The sequence below is a fragment of the Streptomyces sp. NPDC058663 genome, assembly GCF_042716745.1.
GTDB lineage: Bacteria > Actinomycetota > Actinomycetes > Streptomycetales > Streptomycetaceae > Streptomyces.
This window is the reverse complement of the sequence record NZ_JBHXRV010000006.1, coordinates 21,746-47,039: the sequence shown is the minus strand read 5'-3', so window position 1 is coordinate 47,039 and position 25,294 is coordinate 21,746. Positions and strand designations below refer to the sequence as shown.

General features: G+C 71.1%; 17 protein-coding genes and 1 pseudogene. 12 read left to right on the top strand and 6 right to left on the bottom strand.

All coding sequences use genetic code 11. The features are described 5' to 3' along the window. Positions 1 to 12 precede the first annotated feature (12 nt). From ACFWVV_RS06015 to ACFWVV_RS05980, 8 genes are all read left to right on the top strand, one after another. The gene (locus ACFWVV_RS06015; protein WP_384350828.1) at positions 13 to 1,212 is read left to right on the top strand and encodes a sensor histidine kinase; all 1,200 of its coding nucleotides are present in this window, start codon (positions 13 to 15) and stop codon (positions 1,210 to 1,212) included. A gap of 244 nt (positions 1,213 to 1,456) precedes the next feature. Then, positions 1,457 to 2,767 (top strand): sensor histidine kinase, encoded by a 1,311-nt coding sequence (locus tag ACFWVV_RS06010; RefSeq protein WP_384350825.1) that lies wholly within the window; start codon positions 1,457 to 1,459, stop codon positions 2,765 to 2,767. 126 nt (positions 2,768 to 2,893) lie between these two features. Continuing rightward, positions 2,894 to 3,601: a response regulator gene (locus ACFWVV_RS06005; RefSeq protein WP_384350823.1), complete on the top strand. Its 708-nt coding sequence runs from the start codon at positions 2,894 to 2,896 to the stop codon at positions 3,599 to 3,601. 355 nt (positions 3,602 to 3,956) lie between these two features. Beyond that, complete coding sequence (locus tag ACFWVV_RS06000; protein ID WP_384350820.1) at positions 3,957 to 5,972, top strand: 2-oxoacid:acceptor oxidoreductase subunit alpha; 2,016 nt, start codon at positions 3,957 to 3,959, stop codon at positions 5,970 to 5,972. After that, positions 5,965 to 7,044 carry a 2-oxoacid:ferredoxin oxidoreductase subunit beta gene (locus ACFWVV_RS05995; RefSeq protein WP_384350817.1) on the top strand — a complete coding sequence of 360 codons (1,080 nt, stop codon included), beginning with the start codon at positions 5,965 to 5,967 and terminating at the stop codon, positions 7,042 to 7,044. The genes ACFWVV_RS06000 and ACFWVV_RS05995 overlap by 8 nt, the downstream gene beginning before the upstream one ends. A gap of 243 nt (positions 7,045 to 7,287) precedes the next feature. Then, entirely contained in the window at positions 7,288 to 8,349 is a 1,062-nt protein-coding gene (gene rarD, locus ACFWVV_RS05990) for an EamA family transporter RarD (protein WP_384350814.1), read from the top strand. Positions 8,350 to 8,527: 178 nt separating this feature from the next. Continuing rightward, on the top strand, positions 8,528 to 10,216 hold the full coding sequence (locus tag ACFWVV_RS05985; protein WP_384350812.1) for an ABC-F family ATP-binding cassette domain-containing protein: 1,689 nt from the start codon (positions 8,528 to 8,530) through the stop codon (positions 10,214 to 10,216). 234 nt (positions 10,217 to 10,450) lie between these two features. After that, positions 10,451 to 11,785 carry a M28 family metallopeptidase gene (locus ACFWVV_RS05980; protein ID WP_384350809.1) on the top strand — a complete coding sequence of 445 codons (1,335 nt, stop codon included), beginning with the start codon at positions 10,451 to 10,453 and terminating at the stop codon, positions 11,783 to 11,785. 174 nt (positions 11,786 to 11,959) lie between these two features. Here ACFWVV_RS05980 and ACFWVV_RS05975 read toward each other — a convergent pair whose 3' ends face one another. From ACFWVV_RS05975 to ACFWVV_RS05955, 5 genes are all read right to left on the bottom strand, one after another. Continuing rightward, positions 11,960 to 12,547 (bottom strand): TetR/AcrR family transcriptional regulator, encoded by a 588-nt coding sequence (locus ACFWVV_RS05975; protein WP_384350806.1) that lies wholly within the window; start codon positions 12,545 to 12,547, stop codon positions 11,960 to 11,962. A 208-nt stretch (positions 12,548 to 12,755) separates the two neighbouring features. Then, positions 12,756 to 13,607 (bottom strand): ABC transporter permease, encoded by an 852-nt coding sequence (locus tag ACFWVV_RS05970; protein ID WP_384350803.1) that lies wholly within the window; start codon positions 13,605 to 13,607, stop codon positions 12,756 to 12,758. A 169-nt stretch (positions 13,608 to 13,776) separates the two neighbouring features. Then, positions 13,777 to 14,793, bottom strand: a complete 1,017-nt coding sequence (locus ACFWVV_RS05965) for an ABC transporter ATP-binding protein (RefSeq protein WP_384350800.1) — start codon at positions 14,791 to 14,793, stop codon at positions 13,777 to 13,779. 196 nt (positions 14,794 to 14,989) lie between these two features. Next, complete coding sequence (locus ACFWVV_RS05960) at positions 14,990 to 16,327, bottom strand: outer membrane lipoprotein carrier protein LolA (RefSeq protein WP_384350796.1); 1,338 nt, start codon at positions 16,325 to 16,327, stop codon at positions 14,990 to 14,992. A gap of 386 nt (positions 16,328 to 16,713) precedes the next feature. Beyond that, complete coding sequence (locus ACFWVV_RS05955) at positions 16,714 to 17,724, bottom strand: polyprenyl synthetase family protein (protein WP_384350793.1); 1,011 nt, start codon at positions 17,722 to 17,724, stop codon at positions 16,714 to 16,716. Positions 17,725 to 18,011: 287 nt separating this feature from the next. On the opposite strand from ACFWVV_RS05955, the gene ACFWVV_RS05950 reads away from it, so the two are divergent. Together ACFWVV_RS05950 and ACFWVV_RS05945 are read left to right on the top strand one after the other, a co-directional pair. Further along, positions 18,012 to 19,538 carry a peptide MFS transporter gene (locus tag ACFWVV_RS05950; protein ID WP_384350869.1) on the top strand — a complete coding sequence of 509 codons (1,527 nt, stop codon included), beginning with the start codon at positions 18,012 to 18,014 and terminating at the stop codon, positions 19,536 to 19,538. A gap of 9 nt (positions 19,539 to 19,547) precedes the next feature. After that, positions 19,548 to 21,548, top strand: coding sequence for a CocE/NonD family hydrolase (locus ACFWVV_RS05945; RefSeq protein ID WP_384350790.1), 2,001 nt, complete (start codon positions 19,548 to 19,550; stop codon positions 21,546 to 21,548). A 17-nt stretch (positions 21,549 to 21,565) separates the two neighbouring features. On the opposite strand, the pseudogene ACFWVV_RS05940 reads toward ACFWVV_RS05945, so the two are convergent. After that, a pseudogene (locus ACFWVV_RS05940) lies at positions 21,566 to 22,529 on the bottom strand (helix-turn-helix transcriptional regulator). 63 nt (positions 22,530 to 22,592) lie between these two features. Between ACFWVV_RS05940 and ACFWVV_RS05935 the strand changes: the two are divergent. Continuing rightward, positions 22,593 to 23,771: an epoxide hydrolase family protein gene (locus tag ACFWVV_RS05935; protein WP_384350787.1), complete on the top strand. Its 1,179-nt coding sequence runs from the start codon at positions 22,593 to 22,595 to the stop codon at positions 23,769 to 23,771. 251 nt (positions 23,772 to 24,022) lie between these two features. Further along, positions 24,023 to 25,261: a fumarylacetoacetase gene (fahA, locus tag ACFWVV_RS05930; protein WP_384350784.1), complete on the top strand. Its 1,239-nt coding sequence runs from the start codon at positions 24,023 to 24,025 to the stop codon at positions 25,259 to 25,261. Positions 25,262 to 25,294: the final 33 nt, after the last annotated feature.

The following is a 25,294-nucleotide window of genomic DNA, read 5'->3' as shown; positions in this document are numbered from 1 at the left end:
AGGCTGGAGCGCATGACCGCCAGCTCCGGTGCGCACAAGCCCGGCTCCGACCTGCCCCCTCCCCACAGCTTCGCCTTCGGCCGGCACACCTGGAAGGAGGCCGCGCATCTGCTGCTCGACTTCCCGGCGGCGCTCTTCGGCTTTCTGGCCACGGTGATCGTCATCGTGCTGGGCAGTGGTCTGGCCGTGACGGTGGTCGGGCTGCCGCTGCTGGCCGCGGGGCTCGGCGGGGCGCGGCTGATCGGGCGTTCGGAGCGGGCACGCGCGCGTGCACTGCTCGGCGTGCGGGTGGAGGAGCCGAGTCCGCTGCGGGCCGCCCAGGCGCAGGAGGGTTTCTTCCCGTGGCTGTGGACTGCGCTCAAGGATCCGGTGGGCTGGCGGTCGGTGCTGTACTCGGTGATCCGGCTGCCGTGGGGGGTGCTGACCTTCGCGCTGACGCTGGTGAGTCTGATTGTGCTGTGGCCGGTGCTGGGTTACGTGACCCGGGGGCTGAGCAATGTGGACCGGGCGATGGTGCGCGGGCTGCTGTCGCCTTCGGGCGAGTTGGAGCGGCGGATCGCGGAGCTGGAGTCGGACCGGGGCGTGGTCGTCGACACGGCCGCCGCCGACCTGCGCCGCATCGAACGGGACCTGCACGACGGGGCACAGGCCCGGCTCGTCGCGCTGGCCATGGGGCTCGGGCTGGCGAAGGAAAAGCTGCTCGACGATCCGGAGGCGGCGGCGCAGATGGTCGGCGAGGCGCACGGCGAGGTGAAGCTGGCCCTGCAGGAGCTGCGGGACCTGGCCCGTGGCATCCACCCCGCGGTGCTCACCGACCGGGGCCTGGACGCGGCGCTCTCCGCGATCGCCTCCCGGTGCACGGTGCCGGTGACGGTGACGGCGGAGCTGAGCGAGCGGCCGACCGAGGCAATCGAGGGCATCGCGTACTTCACGGTCTCCGAGCTCTTGCAGAACGTCAGCAAGCACAGCGGTGCGCGGGCGGCGTCGGTGGATGTGTGGCGCTCCGGGGACCGGCTGCTGATTCAGGTACGGGACGACGGGCGCGGCGGTGCGCGGCTGGACGGAGGCACCGGAATGTCCGGGCTGGCGGACCGGCTGGGCGCGGTGGACGGCCTGTTCACGGTGGACTCGCCGAGCGGGGCGGGGACGACGGTGACGGCGGAACTCCCGTGGCGGGAGCGGGTACCGGCCAGTATCCGGGTGCCCCGGTAGGCCCGCGCGCCGCTCCGGGGCGTGGTGGACCACACGGCGGGGCGTGGTCAACCACACGGCGGGGCGTGGTGGACCACACGGCGGGGCGTGGTGGACCGCAGGGCGGGGGGTGGGGAAAACCCCAGGAAAAGACTGCGACTTACCGCATGGTCCCGGGGTGTCCCCGACCGGCAGTCTTGGAGGACACCAACAGACTTCGTCAGACCCTCATAAGACCCTTATGCAGAAGAAACGGACGGCACCCATGGCCACGGACTACGCACCTCGGATCCGGGAACACCGGCTCCCGGCGGTACTGCGCGCGCCGTTCGAGCCCCGCGCCTGGCGCGAATTCGGTTACGTGCTGCTCAGCCTGCCGATCAGCATCATGATCTTCGTCAGTGCAATCCTGACGCTGTCGCTGGGTGCCGGACTGCTGGTAACCTTCCTCGGCATACCGGTGCTGGCGGCCGGCCTCGCCCTGTCTCGCGGCTTCGGCGCGATGGAGCGGACCCGCGCCCGACTCCTGCTCGGTCTGGACGTGCCCTCGCCCCGGCCGCTGCGGGGCGCCAAGCCGGGGCTGATGGGCTGGGTCGGGTCCGTGCTCAAGAGCGGGGTGTCCTGGCGGCACCTGCTGTACGGGCTGCTGCACATGCCGTGGGCGATCTTCGCCTTCGGTGTCTCGGTGACCTTCTGGATGTACGGTCTGGCGGCCTTGACCTACCCGCTGTACCAGTGGACGTTCAGCGCCGCCGACGGCAGCAACGGCGTGCAGTTCTACGGCGACGCCGACCACCAGATCTATCTCGACTCGCCTCCCGAGATAGCCCTCGTCAGCGTGATCGGCCTGCTCGTCGTGCTGGCCTGCCCCTGGATCACCCGGGCACTGGTGTCGGTGGACCGGCTGATGGTGGCCGGGCTGCTCGGTCCTTCGGCCCTGGACAACCGGGTCGTCGAGCTGGAGTCGGACCGCGGCGTGGTGGTCGACACGGCCGCCGCCGACCTGCGCCGCATCGAACGGGACCTGCATGACGGGGCGCAGGCCCGGCTGGTGGCGCTGGCCATGGACCTGGGGCTGGCGAAGGAGAAGCTGGCCGACGACCCGCAGGCGGCGGCCCTCATGGTGGACGAGGCGCACGGTGAGGTGAAGGTGGCGTTGCAGGAGCTGCGGGACCTGGCCCGTGGCATCCACCCCGCGGTGCTCACCGACCGGGGCCTGGACGCGGCGCTCTCCGCGATCGCCTCCCGGTGCACGGTGCCGGTGCAGGTCGAGGTGGACCTGCCGGCCCGGCCGGCGGCTGCCATCGAGGGCATCGCGTACTTCACCGTCTCCGAGCTCCTGCAGAACGTCAGCAAGCACGCCAGGGCCTCGCGGGCCTCGGTCGACGTGTGGGAGACGGACGGCCGGCTGATGCTCCAGGTCACCGACGACGGCCGGGGCGGTGCGAGCACGAGCGGCGGTTCGGGTCTGGCGGGCCTCATGGAGCGGCTGGATGCCGTGGACGGAGTCCTGGTCGTGAACTCCCCCGTCGGTGGTCCCACGACGATCACCGCGGAGCTCCCCTGGCGAGGCTGATCCGAGCAGAGGCGTGACGGGCCGCGGACAGCCGCCCGTCACGTCCGGCTCCGGAGTGCCGACCCCTCTCTTTCCCGTCATCCGGGCACGCCCCGGTCCGGATGCTGGGATGCTGGGGGGCAGTAGATGCGGTACACACCGGAGCTGGGGGCAGGGAAAGTCGTGGGAGACAGGGTGCGCGTGGTCATCGCCGAGGATTCGGTACTTCTTCGGGAGGGCCTGACCCGGCTGCTGACCGATCTCGGACACGATGTGGTGGCGGGCGTCGGGGACGGGGAGGCGCTGGTCAAGACGGTCGGCGACCTGGCCGCGCAGGGGGAGCTGCCGGACGTGGTGGTGGCGGACGTACGGATGCCGCCGACCCACACCGACGAAGGCGTGCGGGCCGCGGTGCGGCTGCGGCGGGAACATCCCGGAATCGGGGTACTCGTGCTCTCGCAGTACGTGGAGGAGCAGTACGCGACCGAGTTGCTGGCCGGGTCCAGCACGGGGGTGGGTTATCTGCTCAAGGACCGGGTGGCGGAGGTCCGGGAGTTCGTGGATGCCGTCGTACGGGTGGCCAGGGGCGGGACCGCCCTGGACCCCGAGGTGGTGGCACAGCTGCTCGGGCGAAGCCGCAAGCAGGACGTGCTCGCCGGGCTCACCCCCCGTGAGCGGGAGGTCCTGGGACTCATGGCGGAGGGGCGCACCAATTCGGCGGTCGCCAAGCAGCTGGTGGTGAGCGACGGGGCGGTCGAGAAGCACGTCAGCAACATCTTCCTGAAGCTCGGGCTCTCGCCGAGCGTCGGGGACCACCGGCGGGTGCTGGCGGTGCTGACGTACCTGAATTCGTGAACAGCGTGTGAAGCCTGACGGAGATCGGCACGGCCGGCGGGACACCGCGCGGCCGGTGGCCCGGGTGGGCGGCCGGACCCTCCCCACTGGCGGCCTGACACTCCGTCAGGTAGCAAGGTCGGGAGGGTTTCGGCCAGGACGGGAGGACCAGGACCAAAGGATGAGGGCGGAGCGTCTTCGACAACGCGCCGGGGGGCGGATAAATCATGACGAATCGAGACACAGGAGTGTCTCATCAGCAGGTCCATCATGTGAGCAGGCCGAGGAAGGCCACCCTTACCGACGTAGGGTGGCCACGGAATGGCCGGGCGACCGGCCGTCCCGGAGCAGCCGCCTCTGAGGGAGGTCCAGTTCAGTGACCAGCCAGGTCAGTAGCCCGGCCGAGCAGGCCGACGGAGCCAATGGCGCCGACGGAGCCCACGACTCCGTCGTCGGTGAGCAGCGCGGACACGTCGCGGAGGGCACTTCGCAGGCCCCGGAGAAAGAGGTCCGCCGCCTGGACCGGGTGATCATCCGCTTCGCGGGCGACTCCGGTGACGGCATGCAGCTCACTGGCGACCGCTTCACATCGGAGACGGCGTCGTTCGGCAACGACCTGTCGACGCTGCCGAACTTCCCGGCCGAGATCCGCGCCCCCGCCGGGACACTGCCGGGTGTCTCCAGCTTCCAGCTGCACTTCGCCGACCACGACATCCTCACCCCGGGAGACGCCCCGAACGTGCTGGTGGCGATGAACCCGGCCGCACTCAAGGCGAACATCGACGATGTGCCGCGCGGCGCCGAGATCATCATCAACACGGACGAGTTCACGAAGCGGCCGATGGCCAAAGTGGGATATGAGACGTCCCCGCTCGAGGACGGTTCGCTGGACGCCTACAGCGTGCACCCGGTGCCGCTGACCACCCTGACGGTGGAGGCGCTCAAGGACTTCGGGCTGTCCCGCAAGGACGCCGGCCGGTCCAAGAACATGTTCGCGCTGGGCCTGCTCAGCTGGATGTACCACCGGCCCACCGAGGGCACGGAGGCGTTCCTGCGGCAGAAGTTCGCCAAGAAGCCGGACATCGCCGAGGCGAACGTGGCCGCCTTCCGGGCGGGCTGGAACTTCGGCGAGACCACCGAGGACTTCGCGGTCAGCTACGAGGTGGCCCCGGCCACGACCGCGTTCGCCCCGGGCACGTACCGGAACATCTCCGGGAACCTGGCCCTGTCCTACGGCCTGGTCGCGGCCGGCCAGCAGGCGGACCTGCCGCTCTACCTCGGCTCGTACCCGATCACCCCGGCCTCCGACATCCTGCACGAGCTCTCCAAGCACAAGAACTTCGGTGTGCGGACCTTCCAGGCCGAGGACGAGATCGCGGCCATCGGGGCGGCGCTGGGGGCGGCGTTCGGCGGGCAGCTCGCGGTGACCACCACCTCGGGCCCCGGGGTGGCGCTCAAGTCGGAGACGATCGGCCTCGCGGTCTCGCTGGAGCTGCCGCTGCTGATCGTGGCGATCCAGCGCGGCGGCCCCTCCACCGGGCTGCCGACCAAGACCGAGCAGGCCGACCTGCTGCAGGCGATGTACGGCCGCAACGGCGAGGCGCCGGTGCCGGTCGTCGCCCCGCGGACGCCCGCCGACTGCTTCGACGCAGCCCTGGACGCGGCTCGCATCGCGCTGACGTACCGCACCCCGGTCTTCCTGCTCTCCGACGGCTACCTGGCCAACGGCAGCGAGCCGTGGCGCGTCCCGGACGTCGACGAACTCCCGGACCTGCGCGTGCAGTTCGCGACCGGACCGAACCATGAGCTGGCGGACGGCACCGAGGTGTTCTGGCCGTACAAGCGGGACCCGCAGACCCTGGCCCGCCCCTGGGCGGTGCCCGGCACCCCGGGCCTGGAGCACCGGATCGGCGGCATCGAGAAGCAGGACGGCACGGGCAACATCTCCTACGACCCGGCCAACCACGACTTCATGGTCCGCACCCGCCAGGCCAAGATCGACGGCATCGCGGTCCCGGACCTGGAGGTCGACGACCCTTCCCCAAGCTCTCAACTTCGTTCGAGCAGGGGAGGCCCCACAGGCGCGCGCACCCTGGTGCTCGGCTGGGGCTCCACGTACGGCCCGATCACGGCAGCGGTCCGGCGGCTGCGCACCGACGGCGTGCAGATCGCCCAGGCGCACCTGCGCCACCTCAACCCCTTCCCGAGGAATCTCGGGGAGGTGCTGGGGCGTTACGACAAGGTGGTCGTCCCGGAGATGAACCTGGGGCAGCTCGCCACGCTGATCCGGGCGAAGTACCTCGTGGACGCGATTTCGTACAACCAGGTCAACGGTATGCCGTTCAAGGCCGAGCAGCTGGCCACGGCCCTCAAGGAGGCCATTGATGACTGAGACGACGACCGGGCCGCAGACCGGGAGGACGCTTCTGTCCCTGGTCCCGCGGGCCGAGACGAAGCAGTCCATGAAGGACTTCAAGTCCGACCAGGAAGTGCGCTGGTGCCCGGGCTGCGGCGACTACGCCGTGCTCGCCGCGGTGCAGGGCTTCATGCCCGACCTCGGGCTGGCGAAGGAGAACATCGTCTTCGTCTCCGGAATCGGCTGTTCCTCCCGTTTCCCGTACTACATGAACACCTACGGGATGCACTCCATCCACGGCCGCGCCCCGGCCATCGCGACCGGGCTCGCCTCGTCCCGGCGCGACCTGAGCGTCTGGGTGGTCACCGGTGACGGCGACGCACTCTCCATCGGCGGCAATCACCTCATCCACGCCCTGCGTCGCAATGTGAACCTCAAGATCCTCCTGTTCAACAACCGGATCTACGGGCTCACCAAGGGCCAGTACAGCCCCACCTCCGAAGTCGGCAAGATCACCAAGTCGACGCCGATGGGATCCCTGGACGCACCCTTCAACCCGGTCTCCCTCGCCATCGGCGCGGAAGCGTCCTTCGTCGCCCGCACCGTCGACTCCGACCGCAAGCACCTCACCGAGGTGCTGCGCCAGGCCGCCGACCACCCGGGCACGGCGCTGGTGGAGATCTACCAGAACTGCAACATCTTCAACGACGGCGCCTTCGATGCCCTCAAGGACAAGGACCGGGCCGAGGAAGCGGTCATCCGCCTCACCCACGGCGAGCCGATCCGCTTCGGGGCCGACGGCGCGAAGGGCGTCGTGCGGGACCAGCAGACCGGTGATCTGAAGGTGGTCGCGGTGACCGAGGAGAACCAGTCGCAGATCCTCGTCCACGACGCGCACAACGCCTCGCCCACCACGGCGTTCGCGCTGTCCCGGCTCGCCGACCCGGACACCCTGCACCACACTCCGATCGGGGTCTTCCGCTCGGTCGAACGACCGGTGTACGACACGCTCATGGCCGACCAGCTGGACACTGCGATCGAGCGGGACGGCAAGGGCGACCTGGGGGCACTGCTCGCGGGCAAGGACACCTGGACCGTCGTCGGCTGAGCCGACCACGCCCTGTGGTCGGCTCAGTCCCACCACGCCCTGTGGTCGGCTGAGCCCGACCACGCCCTGTGCGAAAAGGGGCGCCCGACCTTCCACGGCCGGGCGCCCCTTTCGTGCTTCCTTACTCCCCCGGGCGTCATGACCGTATTGCGGAACGGACATGACATGCGGGGCCGGCGGGGCTTACCGTCGTCGGCGACGGGTGTGTGCAGGGTGCATGTTCCAGGGCGGGAGGCCGGACCGGTGGAGACCAAGAAGGAGCAGCGGGCGGGGCTGCTGTACGGCATCGGGGCCTACGGCATGTGGGGCGCGGTTCCCCTCTTCTGGCCCCTGCTGGAGCCCGCCGGCGCGGTGGAGATCCTGGCCCACCGGATGGTGTGGTCGCTGGCCGTGGTGGGGATCGCCCTGCTGGTGGTACGCCGCTGGGGATGGGTGCGGGAGCTGCTCGGCCAGCCGCGGAAGCTCGGGATGATAGCCCTGGCCGCGATCGTCATCAGCGTCAACTGGGGGCTCTACATCTGGTCGGTCAACTCCGGCCATGTCGTGGAGGCTTCGCTCGGCTACTTCATCAACCCGCTGGTCACCATCGCCATGGGCGTGCTGTTGCTCGGTGAGCGGATGCGGCCGGTGCAGTGGGCCGCGGTGGGCATCGCCGCGGCCGCGGTCGTGGTGCTGGCGGTGGGGTACGGGCAACCGCCGTGGATCTCGCTGGTGCTGGCGTTCTCGTTCGCGACGTACGGGCTGCTGAAGAAGAAGGTCAACCTGGGCGGTCTCGAATCGCTCGCCGCCGAGACGGCGATCCAGTTCCTGCCCGCGCTGGCGTACCTGGTGTGGCTGGGCACTGCGGGCTCCCCGGCCTTCGGGGCGCACGGGGCGGGCCACGCGGCGCTGCTCGCCGCGACCGGGCTGGTGACGGCGGTGCCGCTGGTGTGCTTCGGCGCGGCGGCGATCCGGGTGCCGCTGTCCACGCTGGGGCTGCTGCAGTATCTGGCGCCGGTGTTCCAGTTCGTGCTGGGGGTCGTGTACTTCCACGAGGCGATGCCACCGGAGCGGTGGGCCGGGTTCGCCCTGGTGTGGCTCGCGCTGATCCTGCTGACGTGGGATGTGCTGCGCACCGCGCGCAAGGGGCGGCGGAACGCGCTGATCGCGGCGGCGGCACTGCCCCCGGAAGCGGCGGACGTGGTCACGGGGACGGACGCGGCCGTGCCGCCGGACGAGCCCCTGCCTCCGCACGCGGCCGTATCGCCCAGCGGGGCCGTATCGCCCAGCGGGGCCGTGCCGCCCAGCGGGGCCGTGCCGCGGTAAAGGGCAGGACGGGCCGACCCGGGCAGGGTTAGGGTCGATGCATGGGTACGTACTTTCTCTTTCTGTGATTCCTCGCGTGGACGCGGCGTGACCGCGAGCGGCTGAGCCCTCGCCTCCGCCGCTGCCGTCCGCGCGCTCTCGGGCCACAGACCGCTGACGTACCCCCTGAGGAATTCCCATGCGCCCTCGCGCCCAGCTCTCGTTGCGCAATGTCTCGCTCTCCTTCGGCGACCGCGTCGTCCTCGACCGGGTCTCGCTCTCCGTGCGCCCCGGTGAGAAGGCCGGTGTCGTCGGGGAGAACGGGTCCGGGAAGTCCACCCTGCTGCGATTGATGGCCGCGGCACTGCCGCCCGACGAGGGCGAGGTCACCGTCGCCTTCCCCGGCGGTGTCGGCCATCTCACCCAGACTCTGGGCCTCGCCCCCCACCTCACCGTCCAGCACGCGGTCGACACCGCGCTCGCCGAGCTGCGCGCGCTGGAGGCCGCGATCCGGGACGCCGGGGCGGAGCTCGGCGACCAACCCACCGAGGCGGCGCTCGACGCGTACGGCGAACTGCTCACCGCCTACCAGGACCGGGGCGGTTACGAGGCCGACGCCCGCGTCGGCAGCGCCCTCCATGGGCTCGGGCTGGCCGGGATCGCCCGTGGACGGACCCTCGGTTCGCTCTCCGGCGGCGAGCGGTCGCGGCTCGCACTCGCCTGCGTACTGGCGTCCGCGCCCGAACTCCTGCTGCTCGACGAGCCGACGAACCACCTCGATCTGCGGGCCACCACCTGGCTGGAGAAGCAGTTGCGCGCACACCGCGGGACGGTCGTCGCCGTGACGCACGACCGTGACTTCCTGGAGCGGGTCGCGGACACGGTCCTGGAGGTCGACCGCGATCTGCGCACCGTGCGCCGGTACGGCGACGGCTGGGACGGGTACCGCACCGCCAGGGCCGCCGCCCGGGCCCGCTGGGCGCAGGACCATCAGGAGTGGGTGGACGAGTTGGCCCGTACGGAGGCGTTGGTCGAGGCGTCCGGGCAACGGCTCGCCGCCACCGGCAAGGATCCGCGGCAGGGCTTCGGCAAGCACCGGCGCTCCAGCGAGGCCAAGCTGTCCGGGCGGGTGCGGGCGGCCGGGCAGCGGCTGGAGGTACTGCGGGCCGCACCTGTGCCGGCACCTCCGGTTCCGCTTCGGTTTCACGTGAAACTCGACACAGCCGGGGTGCAGCCAGGACACGAACAGGGCGGAGCGCTGGCCGAGTTGCGCGGCGTCTCGGTGGGTGGACGGCTGTCCGTACCGGAGTTGCGGATCAAGGCCGGAGAACGGTTGCTCGTCTCGGGGGCGAACGGGGCGGGCAAATCCACGCTGCTGCGGGTGCTGGCCGGTGCTCTGACACCGGACACCGGGGAGGTCGTACGGCCGGGGCACGTGGGGTACCTGCCGCAGGAGTCGGCCGAGCCGCTGGGCGGGGGCGGCGCGGCCCGTGCGGGGATTGCGGGAAGTGCGGGGAGTGCGTCCGGTCTGCTTGCCGCGTACGCGGCCGGGCGGCCCGGTTTCCCGGAGGAGTACGCGGACGAGTTGCTCGCGCTCGGGCTGTTCCGGGAGGAGGACCTCGGGGTGCCGGTGGCGGCACTGTCCGTGGGGCAGCGGCGGAGGCTCGAACTGGCGAGGCTGGTGTCCAGGCCGGCGGATCTGCTCGTCCTGGACGAGCCGACGAACCATGTCTCCCCGGCTCTGGTGGAGGAGCTGGAGGAGGCGTTGAGGGGGTATCTCGGGGCGGTGGTGGCGGTGTCGCACGACCGGCGGTTCCGCAGGGGGTTCGTGGGGGGACGGGTGGAGTTGAGGGCGGGGCGGGTGATCGGCCCCGGAGTCGGGGCGTAGAGCGGGCCAGAGGGTGTTCGATATGCGGGTGTTCGATATGCGGGCGGCCGTGACCGGATTAGGCCCTTGACGTCCGGTCAAACTCTCGCTGAACATCAGGCACGCACAGCGCTCACAGCTCAGTGCTGCACAGCGCTCGTGGCTCAGTGCTCATGCTCAGTGCTCAACCGCCTTACCAGCACAGCGCGTTCCCGCACTTCCGTCCCGTCCCCGTTCGGAATCCGGAGCCCCCACATGACGCTCGTCCCCGCCCGTATATCGTCCCGCAGAGTCGCGGCGGTCGCCGCGCTCGCCGTAGCAGGACTGCTCGCCCCGGTCGCCTCGAGTACCGCGACCGCCGTCCCCGCTCGCGCGACCGCCGTTGCCGCCGCCCCCGACATACCCCTGGCCAACGTCAAGGCGCACCTCACGCAGTTCTCGAACATAGCCGCCGCCAACGGCGGCAACCGCGCCCACGGCCGGGCCGGTTACAAGGCCTCCATCGACTACGTGAAGGCCAAGCTGGACGCCGCCGGGTTCACCACCTCGCTGCAGACCTTCACCGCGAGCGGTGCCACCGGCTACAACCTGATCGCCGACTGGCCCGGAGGCGACCCGAACAAGGTCCTGATGGCCGGCGCCCACCTGGACTCCGTGTCCTCCGGAGCGGGGATCAACGACAACGCGTCCGGTTCCGCCGCCGTCCTGGAGACCGCGCTCGCCGTCTCCCGCGCACAGCTGAAGCCGGACAAGCACCTGCGGTTCGGCTGGTGGGGCGCGGAGGAGCTGGGCCTGATCGGCTCGAAGGCGTACGTGAACAGCCTGCCGTCCACCGAGCGCGCCAAGTTCGCGGGCTACCTCAACTTCGACATGATCGGCTCGCCGAACCCCGGCTACTTCGTCTACGACGACGACCCCGCCATCGAGAAGACCTTCAAGGACTTCTACACCGGTCTCGGCGTCCCCACCGAGATCGAGACCGAGGGCGACGGACGCTCCGACCACGCGAGCTTCAAGAACGTCGGCATACCGGTCGGAGGCCTGTTCACCGGCGCCAGCCGCACCAAGTCGGCTGCCCAGGCGCAGAAGTGGGGCGGCACGTCCGGCGTCGCCTTCGACCGCTGCTACCACTCCTCCTGCGACACCACCTCGAACATCAACGACACCGCCCTGGACCGCAACAGCGACGCGGTCGCGCACGCCGTCTGGACGCTGTCCGCGGGTGGTACGACGCCTCCGACCGGCGACGACTACGAGAACACCACGCCCCTCGCGATCCCCGACGCGGGTGCCGCCGTCACCTCGCCGATCACCGTCTCGGGGCGGACGGGCAACGCGCCCGCCACGCTCCAGGTGGCGGTGAACGTGCAGCACACCTGGCGCGGTGACGTGGTCATCGACCTGTTGGCCCCGGACGGGACCGCGTACCGGCTGAAGAACTCCAGCAGCGGGGACTCGGCCGACAACATCGTGCAGACCTACACGGTGAACGCGTCGAGCGAGGTCGCCAACGGCACGTGGAAGCTGCGCGTGCAGGACGTGGCGAGCCAGGACACCGGCACGCTGACCAGCTGGAAGCTCACCTTCTAGCCGAGCAGACCCAAGAGAACCGGACCGCACCAGACCGGCCGGGCCCAAGCACAGCCGCACCGGCCCGAGCACAGCCGCACCGGACCGGCCCGAGCACAGCCGGACCGGGCCGGGCGGGCCGGCCCCGTGCGGCCCTCCAGAACCTGCCGCCCCCGACGCGCGATAACTCCCGCGTCAGGGGCGGCAGTCCAGTGAGCGCAGCACGTGCCCGACCAGCTTCGCGATCTCCTCGGGGGTGTGCGGCGGCTTGCGCAGCGCGTACCGGTAGTAGAGCGGTCCGTACAGCAGCTCGACGGCGAGCTCCAGATCGGCATCCGGCGGCAGCCGGCCCTGGCGCTGGGCGCTCCCGAGTCGTTCCACAGCCGCCGTGAAGCGCGGGGTGATGACCTGGGTGTGGACGGCCCGGGTCAGGTCCTCGTCGTGGTGCAGCTCGGAGAGGATCCCGATGTACGCGGGGCCGAACGGCGGAGTGGTGAGGAACCCCACCACCCCGGTCATCTGCGCGTACAGATCGGCCGCGAGGTCCCCGGTGTCCGGAAACGGCGCCGTGCTGTCCGTCTGCTGGCCGAGCGCTTCCAGGAGTACGGCGCCCTTCGACGGCCACCAGCGGTAGATCGTCTTCTTGCTGACGCCCGCTCCGGCAGCGATCGCCTCCATGGTCACGCCCCCGTACCCCTTCTGGTTGCACAGGTCGATGGAGGCCGCGAGGATCGCCTGCCGGGACTTCTCGCTGCGTCGCTGCGGGTTCGGCGTCGCGCTCACGAACGGAGTCTAGCCGGGGCGACGATACGTAACGTGTTGACAGCGGAACGGCAGCCTCCAAGAATAGCCAACCTGGGGGGAACGATCCGTGTCGTGTCGAGCTGCGTGGGGGGACGGCTCGACACGACCCCGGACCGTCCCGCTCGTGCCATGCGGTCGTGCCATACAGTCGCGCCGTGCGCTCGTGCCATACGGTCGCGCCTCGTGCCTACGCCGTGATGTCGCGCGTCGTGAAGCGCGCCCAGGCCGCCGAGCAGAACACCGCCGCGTACACCCCTTGCAGGCCGAGGTTCTTCCACAGCTCGTCCCAGTAGACGGGCTCGCGCAGCAGGTCGGCGAAGGACAGCCAGTAGTGCGGGAAGAGATAGGGCTGGATTCCGTCGAGCTGCGGGATCGTGTCCAGGATCTGCACCGTGATCAGCAGTCCGACGGTCGTCGCCATCGCGGCGATACCGCTGTGGGTGAGGGTCGAGACGAAGAGCCCCAGTGCCGCGAATCCGATGAGCGAGGCGGCCACGACGACGGCGACGGCCAGTGCACGGAGCAGCCCCTCGCCGAAGCCGATCGGCACGCCGGAGATCGTCATGACCTCCCCGACAGGGAACAGCAGCGCCCCCACCGCCAGCGCGGACGCCGCCACGACCAGGGTCGCGACCAGGCAGAAGACGAGCGTGGTGGCGTACTTGGCGAGCAGCAGGCGAGTACGTCCGGCGGGGGCGACCAGCAGATAGCGCAGGGTACCGCTGTGCGCCTCACCGGCGACGGAGTCGCCCGCGACGACACCCACGGCCATCGGCAGGAAGACCGGGAGGGTGACGGCGAGGGCGGCGAAGACCAGGAACAGGCCGTTCTGGGTGATCTGGGAAAGGAAGGCGGGACCGCCGCCCCCGGGTCCGCCCCCGGCGGGATCGCCGCTGGTCTCGATCTTCACGGCAATGCCGATCAGTACGGGCACCCCGGCAAGGACCACGAGGAGCGCCAGGGTCCGCCAGCGCCGGAAGGTGACGGTGAGCTCGGACCTCAAAAGTCCCAGGGTCCACAGGGGACTCACGGGGCGCATCGGCCGCACGGGACGCTCAGGACTCACGGACCGCACGGGTGGACGCGCGGGAGCCCCCTGCCCCTGCCCCGGCCCCTGCGCCTGCACCGACCCCTGTTCCGACCCTCGCCCCGCCCCCTGTTCCGACCCCCGCTCCGACCCCTGTTCCGGTCCCCGCCCCGCTCCCGCCTCAGCCCGCGACATCGAACCCCTCCCCCGTCAGCGCCACGAACGCGTCCTCCAGCGAGGCCCGTTCCATTGCGAAGCCGCTGACCCGGACCCCCGCGCGCACCAGCGCGGCGTTGAGGTCGGCCAGGGCAGGAGCCGGGCCCGCGCCCTCGGCGTCCGGCGGTACGGTCCCGCTGACCCGCCCCTCCCCCACCTCCAGGTCCGTCACCCCGTGCTCCTTCAGCACCCCGGCCGCGTCGCCCGTGTCCGCGGTGGTGACGACGAGCCTGCCCCGTACGCCCGCCGCCAGTGCGGCGACGGGGCCCTGGGTGAGCAGCCGGCCGCGGGCCATCACGGCGGCGTGCGTGCACACCTGCTCGATCTCGTCGAGGAGGTGCGAGGAGAGGAAGACGGTGGTGCCGTCGGCCGCCAGCTCCCGTACCAGGGAACGGATTTCCCGCATGCCCTGCGGGTCGAGGCCGTTGGTCGGTTCGTCGAGGACGAGCAGTTCGCGGGGCTGGAGGAGGGCGGCCGCCAGGCCCAGCCGCTGCTTCATGCCGAGCGAGTACGCACGCGCCTTCTTCGCTCCGGCGGGAGTCAGCCCGACCCGGTCCAGAGCGGCGGAGACCCGCGCACGGCGGGTGCGCGGGTCGGCGGTCGGGTCGGCGGAGTCGTACCGCAGCAGGTTGTCGCGGCCGGAGAGGAACCCGTACAGCGCGGGGCCCTCGATGAGGGCACCGACCTTCGGCAGTACGGCGCGGGCGGCGTGCGGCATCGGGCTGCCGAGCACCCGGGCGGTGCCCGAGGTCGGTTCGATGAGGCCCATCAGCATCCGGATGGTGGTGGTCTTCCCCGAGCCGTTGGGCCCGAGGAAGCCGAACACGCTGCCCGCCGGGACGGACAGGTCGAGCCCGTCGACGGCGAGTTGTCCGCCGCGGAACCGCTTGGTGAGACCCCGGGTGTCGATCACCGGCGCACGCGCCGCCGACCCCTGTGCGGGTCCTCCCGCTCCCTCCGCGCTGGACAGCCCGTCCCCCATCCGTCACCCGGCCTTTCGTCACGTCCGTACCGCTCGATCCGCACGCGTACCGTTCACGCGCTCGTGCCGTTCACGCAAGCGTGCCCCTCGCACCGCTGGTGCCACCCGCACCGCTGGTGCCACCCGCTTCGTACGTGCCGCAGGGTGCACGCATGCCGCTCGGGCCGACGCCCGGCGGGGCGTCGGCCCGAAGGGGTTACTTGGCCTCGTTGGCGGCCTGCACCAGGGCGTCCTTGGTGACGGCGCCGACGAACACCTGGCCGTCGTCCGTCATCAGGGCGTTGACCAGACGGGTCGAGAAGACCCGGCCCTCGCCGAACTTGCCGCTGACCTTGTCGCCGAGCGAGTCCAGGAGCCCCTGGGCCTCGGCCGGCATCCCGTCCTTCTTCGCCGCCGCGCCAGGGGCCTTCTGGCCGGCCTCCGCGCCGGAGGACACGTGCAGGACCGAGGTCCAGCCCTCGCCGATGACCTTGGCGTTGCCCTCGGGCCCGCCCTTGCCGAACTGCTTCTCCAGGTCCTTGCCGAAGTCCTTGCCGAGCGGTCCGCCGAAGTCCTTGCCCTTGTCGCCCTGGTGGCCTTCCTGGGCCTTCAGGTCGTCGGCCTCGGTGACCTTCGCACCCTTGGGCGGGCTGAACTTGAAGGTGTCCGCGGCCGGCTTGGCGAAGTCGACCTTGGTGAAGCCCGCGTCGACCACGGCCTTCCCGCCGCTGCTGGAGGTGAGCGTGAACTTCAGCGGCGTACCGGTCAGCGAGTCCACCGCGACGCGGATCTCACCGACCGTGGAGCCGGTCTGCTTGGGCTTGATGACCAGCTGGTACGCGTCCCGGCCTGCCACCTGGGCGGTGCCGCCGACGGTCACCGAGGTGTCCTTCTCGGCGGCCTTCAGCGCCTGCTCGGCGAAGGCCTTGGGGGTGGTGGGCAGGGAATCCGGCAGCTTCCCGTGCTTGCCCGCGCCCTGTCCCTTCTCCACGCCGCCCTTGTCCGCGCCGTGGCCCTTGCCCGCGTCCTTGGGGGCCTTCGCGTGGAACGCCTCGTTGGAGGCGCTGTCGTACGCCCAGACCTCGTCACCGTTGTGGATCAGGCTGTACTCGGCGGCGTCGTCGAGCAGGGAGACCCGCTGCCGGTCCGGGCCGTCGGCCGCGATGCGCAGCGTGTGGGTGCCGGAGGCGAGCTCCATCAGCTTGGACTTCGGGTCGGCGGAGGAGCCGCCCCCCGGGCCGCCCTTGGCGCCGCCGAGGCTGCCGGCCAGGCCGTCGAGCGAGGGCAGGCCCAGGTCGGTGCTGATCTTGACCGTGCCCGACAGCTGCTGGGTCTCCGAGGCGGCGATCTTCTCGATCAGCTGCTGGGCGCTGATCTTGGGGAGGTCGGGGTCGCCGGAATTGGCGAGTGCCGGAACGAGGCCGATGGTCGCCGCGGCCACCCCCGCCACCGCGACCGGGACGATGTACCGCGCTGCCTTGCGGCGGCGTACCGGGACGGTGCCCGCGGTGTCCGCGCCCTCGGTGCTCAGTGGTGCGTTGCCGTTGGGTGCCATGTGTGCTCTACCTCCGTGGTTGGCGGCCGTCATCCATGCACTCGTCCCACTCCCGCGCCGCCATTCTCGCCCGAATTGGTGAGGAGTGGTGAGGTCAATCAGACCAAATTGGGCGGCGGAAAGCGTCAACCCCCGGGAGCAACCTCGCCTACACCCACGGGATGACAGAAGCCACCCGCTTCTCCCCCGTCGGTGGGGCAGAAAACAGGTGGCTCCTACAGCGATCTAACCTCAGGCGTCCGTCACCGGCCCTGACCGGCCCGGTGCGCCGTGCCATCCGGCCCGGTGCGCCGTGCCATCCGGCCCGGTGCGCCGTGCCATTCGGACAGGTGCACCCTGCCATCCGGCCAGGTGCACCACGTCATCCGGCCAGGTGCGGCACCGTCTCAACCGGCCCTGTGCACCACGGCGTCGCACAGTTCGGCCAGCGCGGACTTCGCGTAGCAGTCCGGCAGCGGTGTCAGGGTTGCCCTGGCTTCCTCCGCGTACCGCACGGTGTCCCGGCGCGCCTGCTCCAGCGCGGGGTGCACCCGCAGCCGCCGCAGCACCTCGGCCAGTTCCTCGTCGCCCGACAGGTCGCCGTCGAGCATCGCGCAGAGCTCGATGTCCTCCGGGCGGCCGTGCGCCTCGGCCATCGCCCGCAGGTGCAGCACCGGCAGCGTGGGGATGCCCTCGCGCAGGTCGGTGCCGGGGGTCTTGCCGGACTCGTGGCTGTCGCTGGCGATGTCGAGCACGTCGTCGGCGAGCTGGAAGGCGGTGCCCAGGCGCTCGCCGTACTGCGTGAGGATGTCCACGGCCGCGTCGTCCGCGCCGGCGATCATCGCGCCGAAACGGCAGGAGACGGCGACCAGCGAGCCGGTCTTCCCGGACATGACGTCCAGGTAGTGGGCGATCGGGTCGCGGCCGTCGCCGGCGCCCGCCGTCTCCAGGATCTGGCCGGTGACGAGGCGTTCGAACGCCTCGGCCTGAATGCGCACCGCTTCGGGGCCCAGATCCGCAAGGATGTGCGACGCACGGGCGAAGAGGAAGTCACCGGTGAGCACCGCGACGGAGTTGTCCCAGCGGGAATTGGCGCTCGGCACCCCCCGGCGCACGTCCGCCTCGTCCATCACGTCGTCGTGGTACAGCGTCGCCAGGTGGGTCAGCTCCACGACCACGGCGGAGGGCACGACGCCCGGCGCGTGGGGGTCGCCGAACTGCGACGCCAGCATGACGAGGAGCGGCCGGAAACGCTTGCCACCTGCGCGGACCAGGTGCTGCGCGGCCTCCGTGATGAAGGGGACGTCACTCTTGGTCGCGTCGAGCAGTCCCTCCTCGACGGCTGCCAGTCCGGTCTGGACATCGGTCTCAAGAGCCTGGTCCCGCACGCTCAGTCCGAACGGCCCGACGACGGTCACGAGGGTTACTCCTGTCTGCTGACGATCAAACGGATTGTCGATCTGTCGCTGGCATCACTCAACAAGTCAGCCTATCCCGTCGACTTTCGATCACCGAGCCCCCCGTCCGTGCCCTCCGTCTCCCCGCCCCGCGCCCGCACCACGCCGGTTCCCCGCCCGGCCGCCGCCCCTTCCCCCCACCACCGCCGGCCCTGTCCCCGTCTACGTCTTCCCCCTGAGCACGGCCGGAAGCATACCGGTATGTTCATTTTGAGCTGATTCGACCAGGAGTGAGCCCTTTGTCAGACATGGAGCCCCACCCCGATCCCACCGGTCCGCCGGGCGCCACCCTCGCGGCGGAATCGACGCAGCCGCCGCCCGGTGACGACACCGCGTTCTTCGGCCAGCCCAAGGGACTCCTGACACTTTCGGGCCTGGAGGTCTGGGAGCGGTTCTCGTTCCTGGGCATGCAGGCGATCCTGGTGCTCTACTTCGCGGCCGAGGTCGCTGACGGCGGCATGGGCATGGCCGCCGGAACGGCCGCCTCCGTCGGAGCCGCGTACGGCACGCTCGTCTATCTGGTCTCGGTGGCGGGCGGCTGGCTGGCCGACCGCATCCTCGGCTCGTACCGCGCTGTGCTGTGGGGCGGTGTCCTGATCGCCTGCGGCCACTACGCGATGGCGGTCCCGGTCGACGCCTCGACCTGGGCGGGCCTCGGCCTGATCAGCGCGGGCACCGGCCTCCTCAAGCCCAACGTCGCCAACATGGTCGGCAAGCTCTACCGCACCGAGGACGAGCGCCGGGACGCCGGTTTCGCGCTCTACTACATGGCGATCAACATCGGCGCCTTCCTCGGCCCGCTGGTCACCGCCTGGCTGGCCGACCACAAGGGCTGGCACTGGGGCTTCTCGGCCGCCGCCGTCGGCATGACACTGGGCCTGATCCAGTACGTCGGCGGGCGCCGGCACCTGGCGGGGCGCAGGGCCGCCGCCGAGTTCGCGCTGCCGCCGCAGAAGATGCGCGGCACGGTCCGCGCGATCCTCGCCGGACTGGTCGCGGCGGCGGTACTGGCGGTGCTCCTGGTGTGGGCCGGCTGGCTCACCATGGACCGCTTCGTCGACGTACTGACGCTCATCTCGGTGATCGCCCCGGTCGTCTACTTCTACGTGATGTTCCGCAGCCCCCGGGTGGAACCCGACGAGAAGCGCCGGCTTCGCGGCTACGTGGTGCTGTTCCTGGCGTCCGTGGCGTTCAACTTCATCCTCTTCCAGGCGTACTCGACGATGATGCTTCTCGCGGCGGCCAACGCCCAGACCCGGATCCTCGGCTTCACCTTCCCCACGGGCTGGTACGCCTCCGCGCTCGGCGCCTTCGAGGTGCTGCTCGCTCCGGTGGTGGCGGGTCTGTGGCTGCGGATGGGCCACCGGCAGCCGCACGCCTCCCGCAAGATCGCGATCGGGGTGATCCTCGGCGGACTGTCCTTCCTGCTGCTCGTCCTGCCCACCAGCGGGCACGAGGGCGACGCGTACAAGATGGCCGCCTGGTGGATCGTCGGCTCGTACCTGCTGCTGGGTCTCGGCGATGTGATCCTCCAGACCTCCGGCATGTCGGCCACCACCAAGCTCGCGCCGAAGGCCTTCTCCAGCCAGACGATGGCCCTGTGGTTCCTGTCCCTCGCGCTGGCCAACGGCATCCAGGCGCAGACCGTGAAGCTGTACGGCAAGGTCTCCGACCCCGCGTACTTCGGCGTCAACGGCGCCCTCGCGGTCACGGTCGGCCTCGCCGTGATCGGCGCCGGCGCCTGGCTCAAGCGCACCATGCACCCCGTCCACTGAGGTCACGCAATGATCATCCGGCACACCTTCCCCCATGAGACGACCTGCGAGGACGTCCGCATCCCGCTCCCCGACGGCACCCGCCTGTACGCCCGGATCTGGCGTCCTGTCACCGGGGAACCCGTCCCGGCGCTGCTGGAGTACCTGCCGTACCGGCTGAGCGACTGGACCGCGCCCCGGGACTTCCAGCGCCATCCCTGGTACGCCGGTCACGGCTACGCCTCGGTACGGGTCGACGTGCGTGGCCACGGCAACAGCGAGGGCCTGCCCGGCGACGAGTACGACGCACAGGAGCTCGCCGACGGCGTCGCGGTCGTCCACTGGCTGGCCGAGCAGCCCTGGTGCACCGGCAGGGTCGGCATGTTCGGCATCTCCTGGGGCGGCTTCAACTCGCTCCAGATCGCCGCACTGGCCCCCGAGCCGCTCAAGGCCGTCGTCACCGTCTGCTCGGCCGACGACCGCTACGACAACGACGTCCACTACATGGGCGGCTCCGTACTGGCCGTGGACATGCACGCCTGGGCGGCGACCATGCTCGCCTTCGTGTCCAGGCCGCCCGACCCGGCGCAGGTGGGCGACGTGTGGAAGGACATGTGGCGCAAGCGGCTGGCGGCGGTCGACCCGCTCATCCACACCTGGCTGGCCCACCAGACCCGCGACGACTACTGGAAGCACGGCAGCGTCTGCGAGGACTACGCGGCGATCGGCGCGGCGGTGCTGGCGGTGGGCGGCTGGCACGACCCGTACCGGGACACCGTGCTGCGGCTGGTCGAGCACCTGGACCCGGCACGGGTACGGGGGATCATCGGCCCGTGGTCGCACCAGTACCCGGACCGGGGGCTTCCGCCGGGGCCCGCGATCGGCTTCCTCCAGGAGACCCTGCGCTGGTGGGACCACCACCTCAAGGACGAGCCGACGGGTGTCATGGAGGAGCCGCTGCTGCGCTCCTGGATCAGCGGGTCCCACCCGCCCGCCACGGCCTACCGCGAACTGCCGGGGCGCTGGGTCGGCGACACGGCCTGGCCGTCCCCGCGGGTCACGCCCGTGACGTACGGGCTCCAGGGACTGCCCGTCGTGGTCGACTCGCCCCTGCACACCGGGCTCGACGCCGGCCGCTTCTTCCCCTTCGGCAACGACGCGGACCTGCCGCCGGACCAGCGCGACGAGGACGCCAAGTCGGCCGCCTTCGACTTCCCGGTCACCGGGACCCCCATCGAGATCCTCGGCCGGGCGCGGGTCCGGCTGCGGCTGCGGCTGACCATGGACGCCCCCGCGGGCCAGGCCGTCGCACGGCTCTGCGACGTGGCGCCGGACGGTTCGTCCACGCTGGTCACCCGGGGTGTCCTCAACCTCTCCTCACGGCACGGCCGGGACCGGGCGCAGGCGTGGCCGGCGGGAGCGACGGAGGAAGTGGAGTTCGAGCTGAACGGCAGCGGGCACACCTTCCCGCCGGGACACCGGATCCGGCTCGCGGTCTCCTCGGCGTACTGGCCGTGGATCTGGCCGCAGGCGGACGCGTCAGGTTTCGTACTGGACCCTGCGGGCTCGGCGCTCGAACTCCCGGTGCGGGCGCACAGCGAGCACCCCGAGATCACCTTCGAGGAGCCGGAACAGTCGGCTCCGCTCGGCGTGGAGTTTCCCGCCGCCGCCGCCGATCGGCGTCCGGAACGGCTGGTCGTACGGGACGTGGCCAAGGGCGAATGGCGGCTGGAGGTGGACCCGCGCTACGGCGGCACCCGCGTCTACCCGGACGGACTCGAATTCACCGAGGACGCCCTGGAGACGTACACGACCGACGAGCGGGACCCGCTGTCGGCGCGCACCCGCTCGGACTGGACGATCCGGCTCCGGCGGCCGGAGATGGCATGGGACGTGGAGATCGTCACCCGCTCGGAGATCACCTGCGACGCCAGGGACTTCCACACGTTCAACGAGGTGACGTGCAGGGACGGCGGCGAGGTCGTCTTCCACCGCGTCTGGGAACGCAGCATCCCCCGGACGGCGGGCTGAGCCGTGGCGGACCAGGACTACTCACCGGGCGGCACCGCCGCTGCGAGCAGTGCGGCGAGTTCACCGACCCTGCGCACCAGCTCCGGGGGCTCGTGCACCTCAAAGGGAAAGCCGAACAGCCCGAGGTGGAGAGCGAGTTCACCGAGGGAGTCCGAGCCTGCGCGCAGGGTGCAGGAATGGCCGTCGATGTCCTCGAGCACCCCGACCGTGGGCGGGATCTCGGCCGCCGCCTCGGCGAGCGGCACGCGCAGGGTGACCCGTGCGCGGTAACGGTAGACGGCGTTCGACACTCCGTACGACGTGCGGGCGGCCACGTCCTCGTCGGTCAGTTCACGCGGGGAGAAACGCGGTCCCGTCGGAACGCGGGGGGTGAGCCGGTCGACCCTGAAGGTGCGCCAGTCGTCCCGGTCGAGGTCCCAGGCGACCAGGTACCAGCGGTGACCGGCGTGCACGAGGCGGTGCGGTTCGGTGCGGCGCACGGAGGTCTCGCCGCCGTGTCCGCGGTAGTCGAAGCGCAGCTGCTGGTGGGCACGGCAGGCGGCGGCGACCGCGGTGAGCATGTCGGGGTCGACCCCCCGGGCCGCCGTCCGGCACGAGGGTGACCGTCACCGGTTCCAGCACGCCGATGCGGTGCCGCAGCCGGGAGGGCAGCACCTGCTGGATCTTGGTCAGGGCGCTGAGCGCGTTCTCCTCCACGCCCGCCACGCCTCCCCCGACCGCCGTCCGCAGCCCCACCGCCACGGCGACCGCCTCGTCGTCGTCCAGCAGGAGGGGCGGCATGTCCGCCCCGGCGCCGAGCCGGTAGCCGGGGAGGCCGGGAGTGGCGTGCACGGGGTAGCCGAGGGCGCGCAGCTTCTCGACGTCCCGGCGGACGGTACGGATGTCGACGTCGAGGCGTGCCGCGAGGTCGGAGCCCGGCCAGTCGCGCGGGGTCTGGAGCAGCGAGAGGAGTCTGAGGAGGCGTGCGGAGGTTTCCAACATGCTGGTGCAGTCTGCCAGTTGCCTAGGACAGTAGTTGTCCTAGGTGGTCGATACCTTGGATTCATGAGCCGAAACGAGCAGGCCCCCAGCCCCCTGATCACTCCGTTCCGCATCGAGATCCCGCAGCACGAGATCGACGCGCTGCACGCGAAGCTGGACGCCGCCCGCCTGCCCGCACCGCTGCCGGGCGACGACTGGGACACTGGGGTTCCGACCGGATGGCTGCGCGAGCTGACCTCGTACTGGCGGGAGAAGTACGACTGGCGGGCGGCGGAGCGCGAGCTGAACGCGTACCCGCAGTTCCGCACCGAGATCGACGGCCAGAACATCCACTTCCTGCACGTCCGCTCCCCCGAGCCCGACGCGCTGCCGCTGGTCCTCACCCATGGGTGGCCCGGATCGGTGGTCGAATTCCTCGACGTGATCGGCCCGCTGACAGACCCGCGTGCCCACGGCGGAAACCCCGCCGATGCCTTCCACCTGGTGATTCCCTCGCTTCCTGGCTTCGGCTTCTCCGGCCCGCTCTCCGAGGGCGGCTGGGACTCGACGCGGATCGCACGCGCCTGGACGGAGCTGATGAACCGGCTCGGCTACGAGCGGTACGGGGCCCAGGGCGGCGACCTCGGGGCGGCGATCGCCCCCGAGCTGGGGCGGGTGGCACCCGAGCGCGTGGTCGGCATCCACGTCAACGGCGACCCCGGGCCGATGCCCGGCCTTCCGCTCTCCGAGGAGGAGTCCGCCGCACTGACGGAGCTGGAACGGGGCCGGGTCGCACGGATCGAGGCCTTCATGCAGGAGGAGTTCGGGTACATCGCGATCCAGTCGACGCGTCCGCAGACGCTGGCGTACGGGCTGGTGGACTCTCCGGTCGGCCAGCTCGCCTGGATCATGGACAAGTTCCGCGAGTGGACGCACCCGCGTGCCGCGCTGCCGGACACGGTGATCGACCGGGACCGGCTCCTCACCAACGTGATGCTGTACTGGCTGACGGGGACGGCGGGTTCGGCCGCCTATGTCGGTTACGCCCAGAACCAGGGCTGGGGCGTCACCGCGGAGAACTCGGGCGTGCCGACGGGCGTGCTGACGTTGGCGCACGACGTGGGCATCCGGCGGTACGCGGAGCGGGAGCACACCGTGATCCGGTGGACGGACGTGGAGGACCGCGGCGGCCACTTCGCCGCACTGGAGGAGCCGGGGCTGCTGACACAGGACGTACGGGAGTTCTTCCGCGGTCTGCGCTAGGCGCGGGGGCCGCTGGGCGCGGGGGCCGCTGGGCGCGGGGGCGCCGGGCATGGGGCTCGCTGGGCGTGGGGGCCCCTGGGTGCGGGGCTCGCTGGGCGTGCGGCCGTACGGGCGTGCCGACGTGCGGGCGTGCTGGGGGATGCCGGGGTGCGGGCGTGCTGTCGGAGGCCGGGCAGGCTTTGGCCACTGCCGTCTCCGGCCTCCCCCACGTAACGTGTGTGCCAACGACCTGGAAAGCGAGGCAGCACCCCATGCCCGAGCAGTCCCCGCTCACGTCCGCGCTCGACGTCCCCGAAGGCGACCCCTTCGGTCCGCACAACCTCCCCTACGGCGTCTTCTCCACCGCGGACGCGCCGGAGCGCCGCCGCGTCGGCGTCCGTATCGGAGACCATGTGCTGGACGCGGGCGCCGCCGCGCTGGCGCTCGGCTCCCCGTACGCCCAGCTCCTCGCGCAGCCCTCGTTGAACCCGCTGCTCGCGGCGGGCCGCACCGCCTGGCGCGACGTGCGCCGCGCGCTCACCGCGTGGGTCACGAGCCCCGCGCACCGCGACGACATAGAGCCGCTGCTGCACCCGCTGGGCGCGGTGACGCTGCACCTGCCGTACGAGGTGGGCGACTACGTCGACTTCTACGCGAGCGAGAACCACGCCACGAACGTCGGGAGGATCTTCCGCCCGGACGGCGACGCGCTCACCCCCAACTGGAAGCACCTGCCGATCGGTTACCACGGCCGGTCCGGCACCGTCGTGGTCTCCGGGACGGACGTGGTACGCCCCTCGGGCCAGCGGAAGGCCCCGGCGGATGCCGCTCCGGTCTTCGGCCCCTCGGTGAAGCTCGACATCGAGGCGGAGGTCGGCTTCGTCGTCGGCACGCCCTCGGAGCTGGGCGAGCCGGTCGCGCTGGGGGAGTTCCGCGACCACGTCTTCGGCCTCTGTCTCCTCAACGACTGGTCGGCGCGGGACCTCCAGGCGTGGGAGTACGTGCCGCTGGGTCCCTTCCTCGGCAAATCCTTCGCAACGTCGGTGTCCGCGTGGGTGACTCCGCTGGAGGCCCTGGAGGAGGCGCGGGTCGCACTCCCCGCGCGCGACGTCCCGGTGCTGCCGTACCTGGACGACTCCGACGAGGAGGAGGGCGGGGGTTTCGACCTGCGCATCTCGGTGGCCGTCAACGGGCACGTCGTCTCCGAACCGCCGTTCTCGACCATGTACTGGTCGGCGGCGCAGATGCTGGCGCACATGACGGTCAACGGGGCGTCACTGCGGACCGGCGACCTGTACGGGTCGGGGACCGTGAGCGGCGCGGAGGCCGGGCAGCGGGGCTCCCTGCTGGAGCTCACCTGGAACGGCAGCGAACCGCTCGAACTGCCCTCCGGCAAGCGGACGTTCCTGGAGGACGGCGACGAGGTCACGCTGACGGCGTGGGCACCGGGGCCCCACGGAACGAAGGTGGGACTCGGCGAGGTGACCGGGCGCATCGCGGGGCGTGACTGAACGACCGTCGGGGAATCCTGGAGTTCTGGAGGC

What these genes read in the sequence shown, in the direction of transcription:
- ACFWVV_RS06015 (WP_384350828.1), top strand. Translation starts at nt 13, where the DNA reads ATGACCGCCAGCTCCGGTGCGCACAAGCCCGGCTCCGACCTGCCCCCT.
- ACFWVV_RS06010 (WP_384350825.1), top strand. Translation starts at nt 1,457, where the DNA reads ATGGCCACGGACTACGCACCTCGGATCCGGGAACACCGGCTCCCGGCG.
- ACFWVV_RS06005 (WP_384350823.1), top strand. Translation starts at nt 2,894, where the DNA reads ATGCGGTACACACCGGAGCTGGGGGCAGGGAAAGTCGTGGGAGACAGG.
- ACFWVV_RS05995 (WP_384350817.1), top strand. Translation starts at nt 5,965, where the DNA reads ATGACTGAGACGACGACCGGGCCGCAGACCGGGAGGACGCTTCTGTCC.
- ACFWVV_RS05985 (WP_384350812.1), top strand. Translation starts at nt 8,528, where the DNA reads ATGCGCCCTCGCGCCCAGCTCTCGTTGCGCAATGTCTCGCTCTCCTTC.
- ACFWVV_RS05980 (WP_384350809.1), top strand. Translation starts at nt 10,451, where the DNA reads ATGACGCTCGTCCCCGCCCGTATATCGTCCCGCAGAGTCGCGGCGGTC.
- ACFWVV_RS05970 (WP_384350803.1), bottom strand. Translation starts at nt 13,607, where the DNA reads ATGCGCCCCGTGAGTCCCCTGTGGACCCTGGGACTTTTGAGGTCCGAG.
- ACFWVV_RS05965 (WP_384350800.1), bottom strand. Translation starts at nt 14,793, where the DNA reads ATGGGGGACGGGCTGTCCAGCGCGGAGGGAGCGGGAGGACCCGCACAG.
- ACFWVV_RS05960 (WP_384350796.1), bottom strand. Translation starts at nt 16,327, where the DNA reads ATGGCACCCAACGGCAACGCACCACTGAGCACCGAGGGCGCGGACACC.
- ACFWVV_RS05950 (WP_384350869.1), top strand. Translation starts at nt 18,012, where the DNA reads ATGGAGCCCCACCCCGATCCCACCGGTCCGCCGGGCGCCACCCTCGCG.
- ACFWVV_RS05945 (WP_384350790.1), top strand. Translation starts at nt 19,548, where the DNA reads ATGATCATCCGGCACACCTTCCCCCATGAGACGACCTGCGAGGACGTC.
- ACFWVV_RS05935 (WP_384350787.1), top strand. Translation starts at nt 22,593, where the DNA reads ATGAGCCGAAACGAGCAGGCCCCCAGCCCCCTGATCACTCCGTTCCGC.
- fahA (WP_384350784.1), top strand. Translation starts at nt 24,023, where the DNA reads ATGCCCGAGCAGTCCCCGCTCACGTCCGCGCTCGACGTCCCCGAAGGC.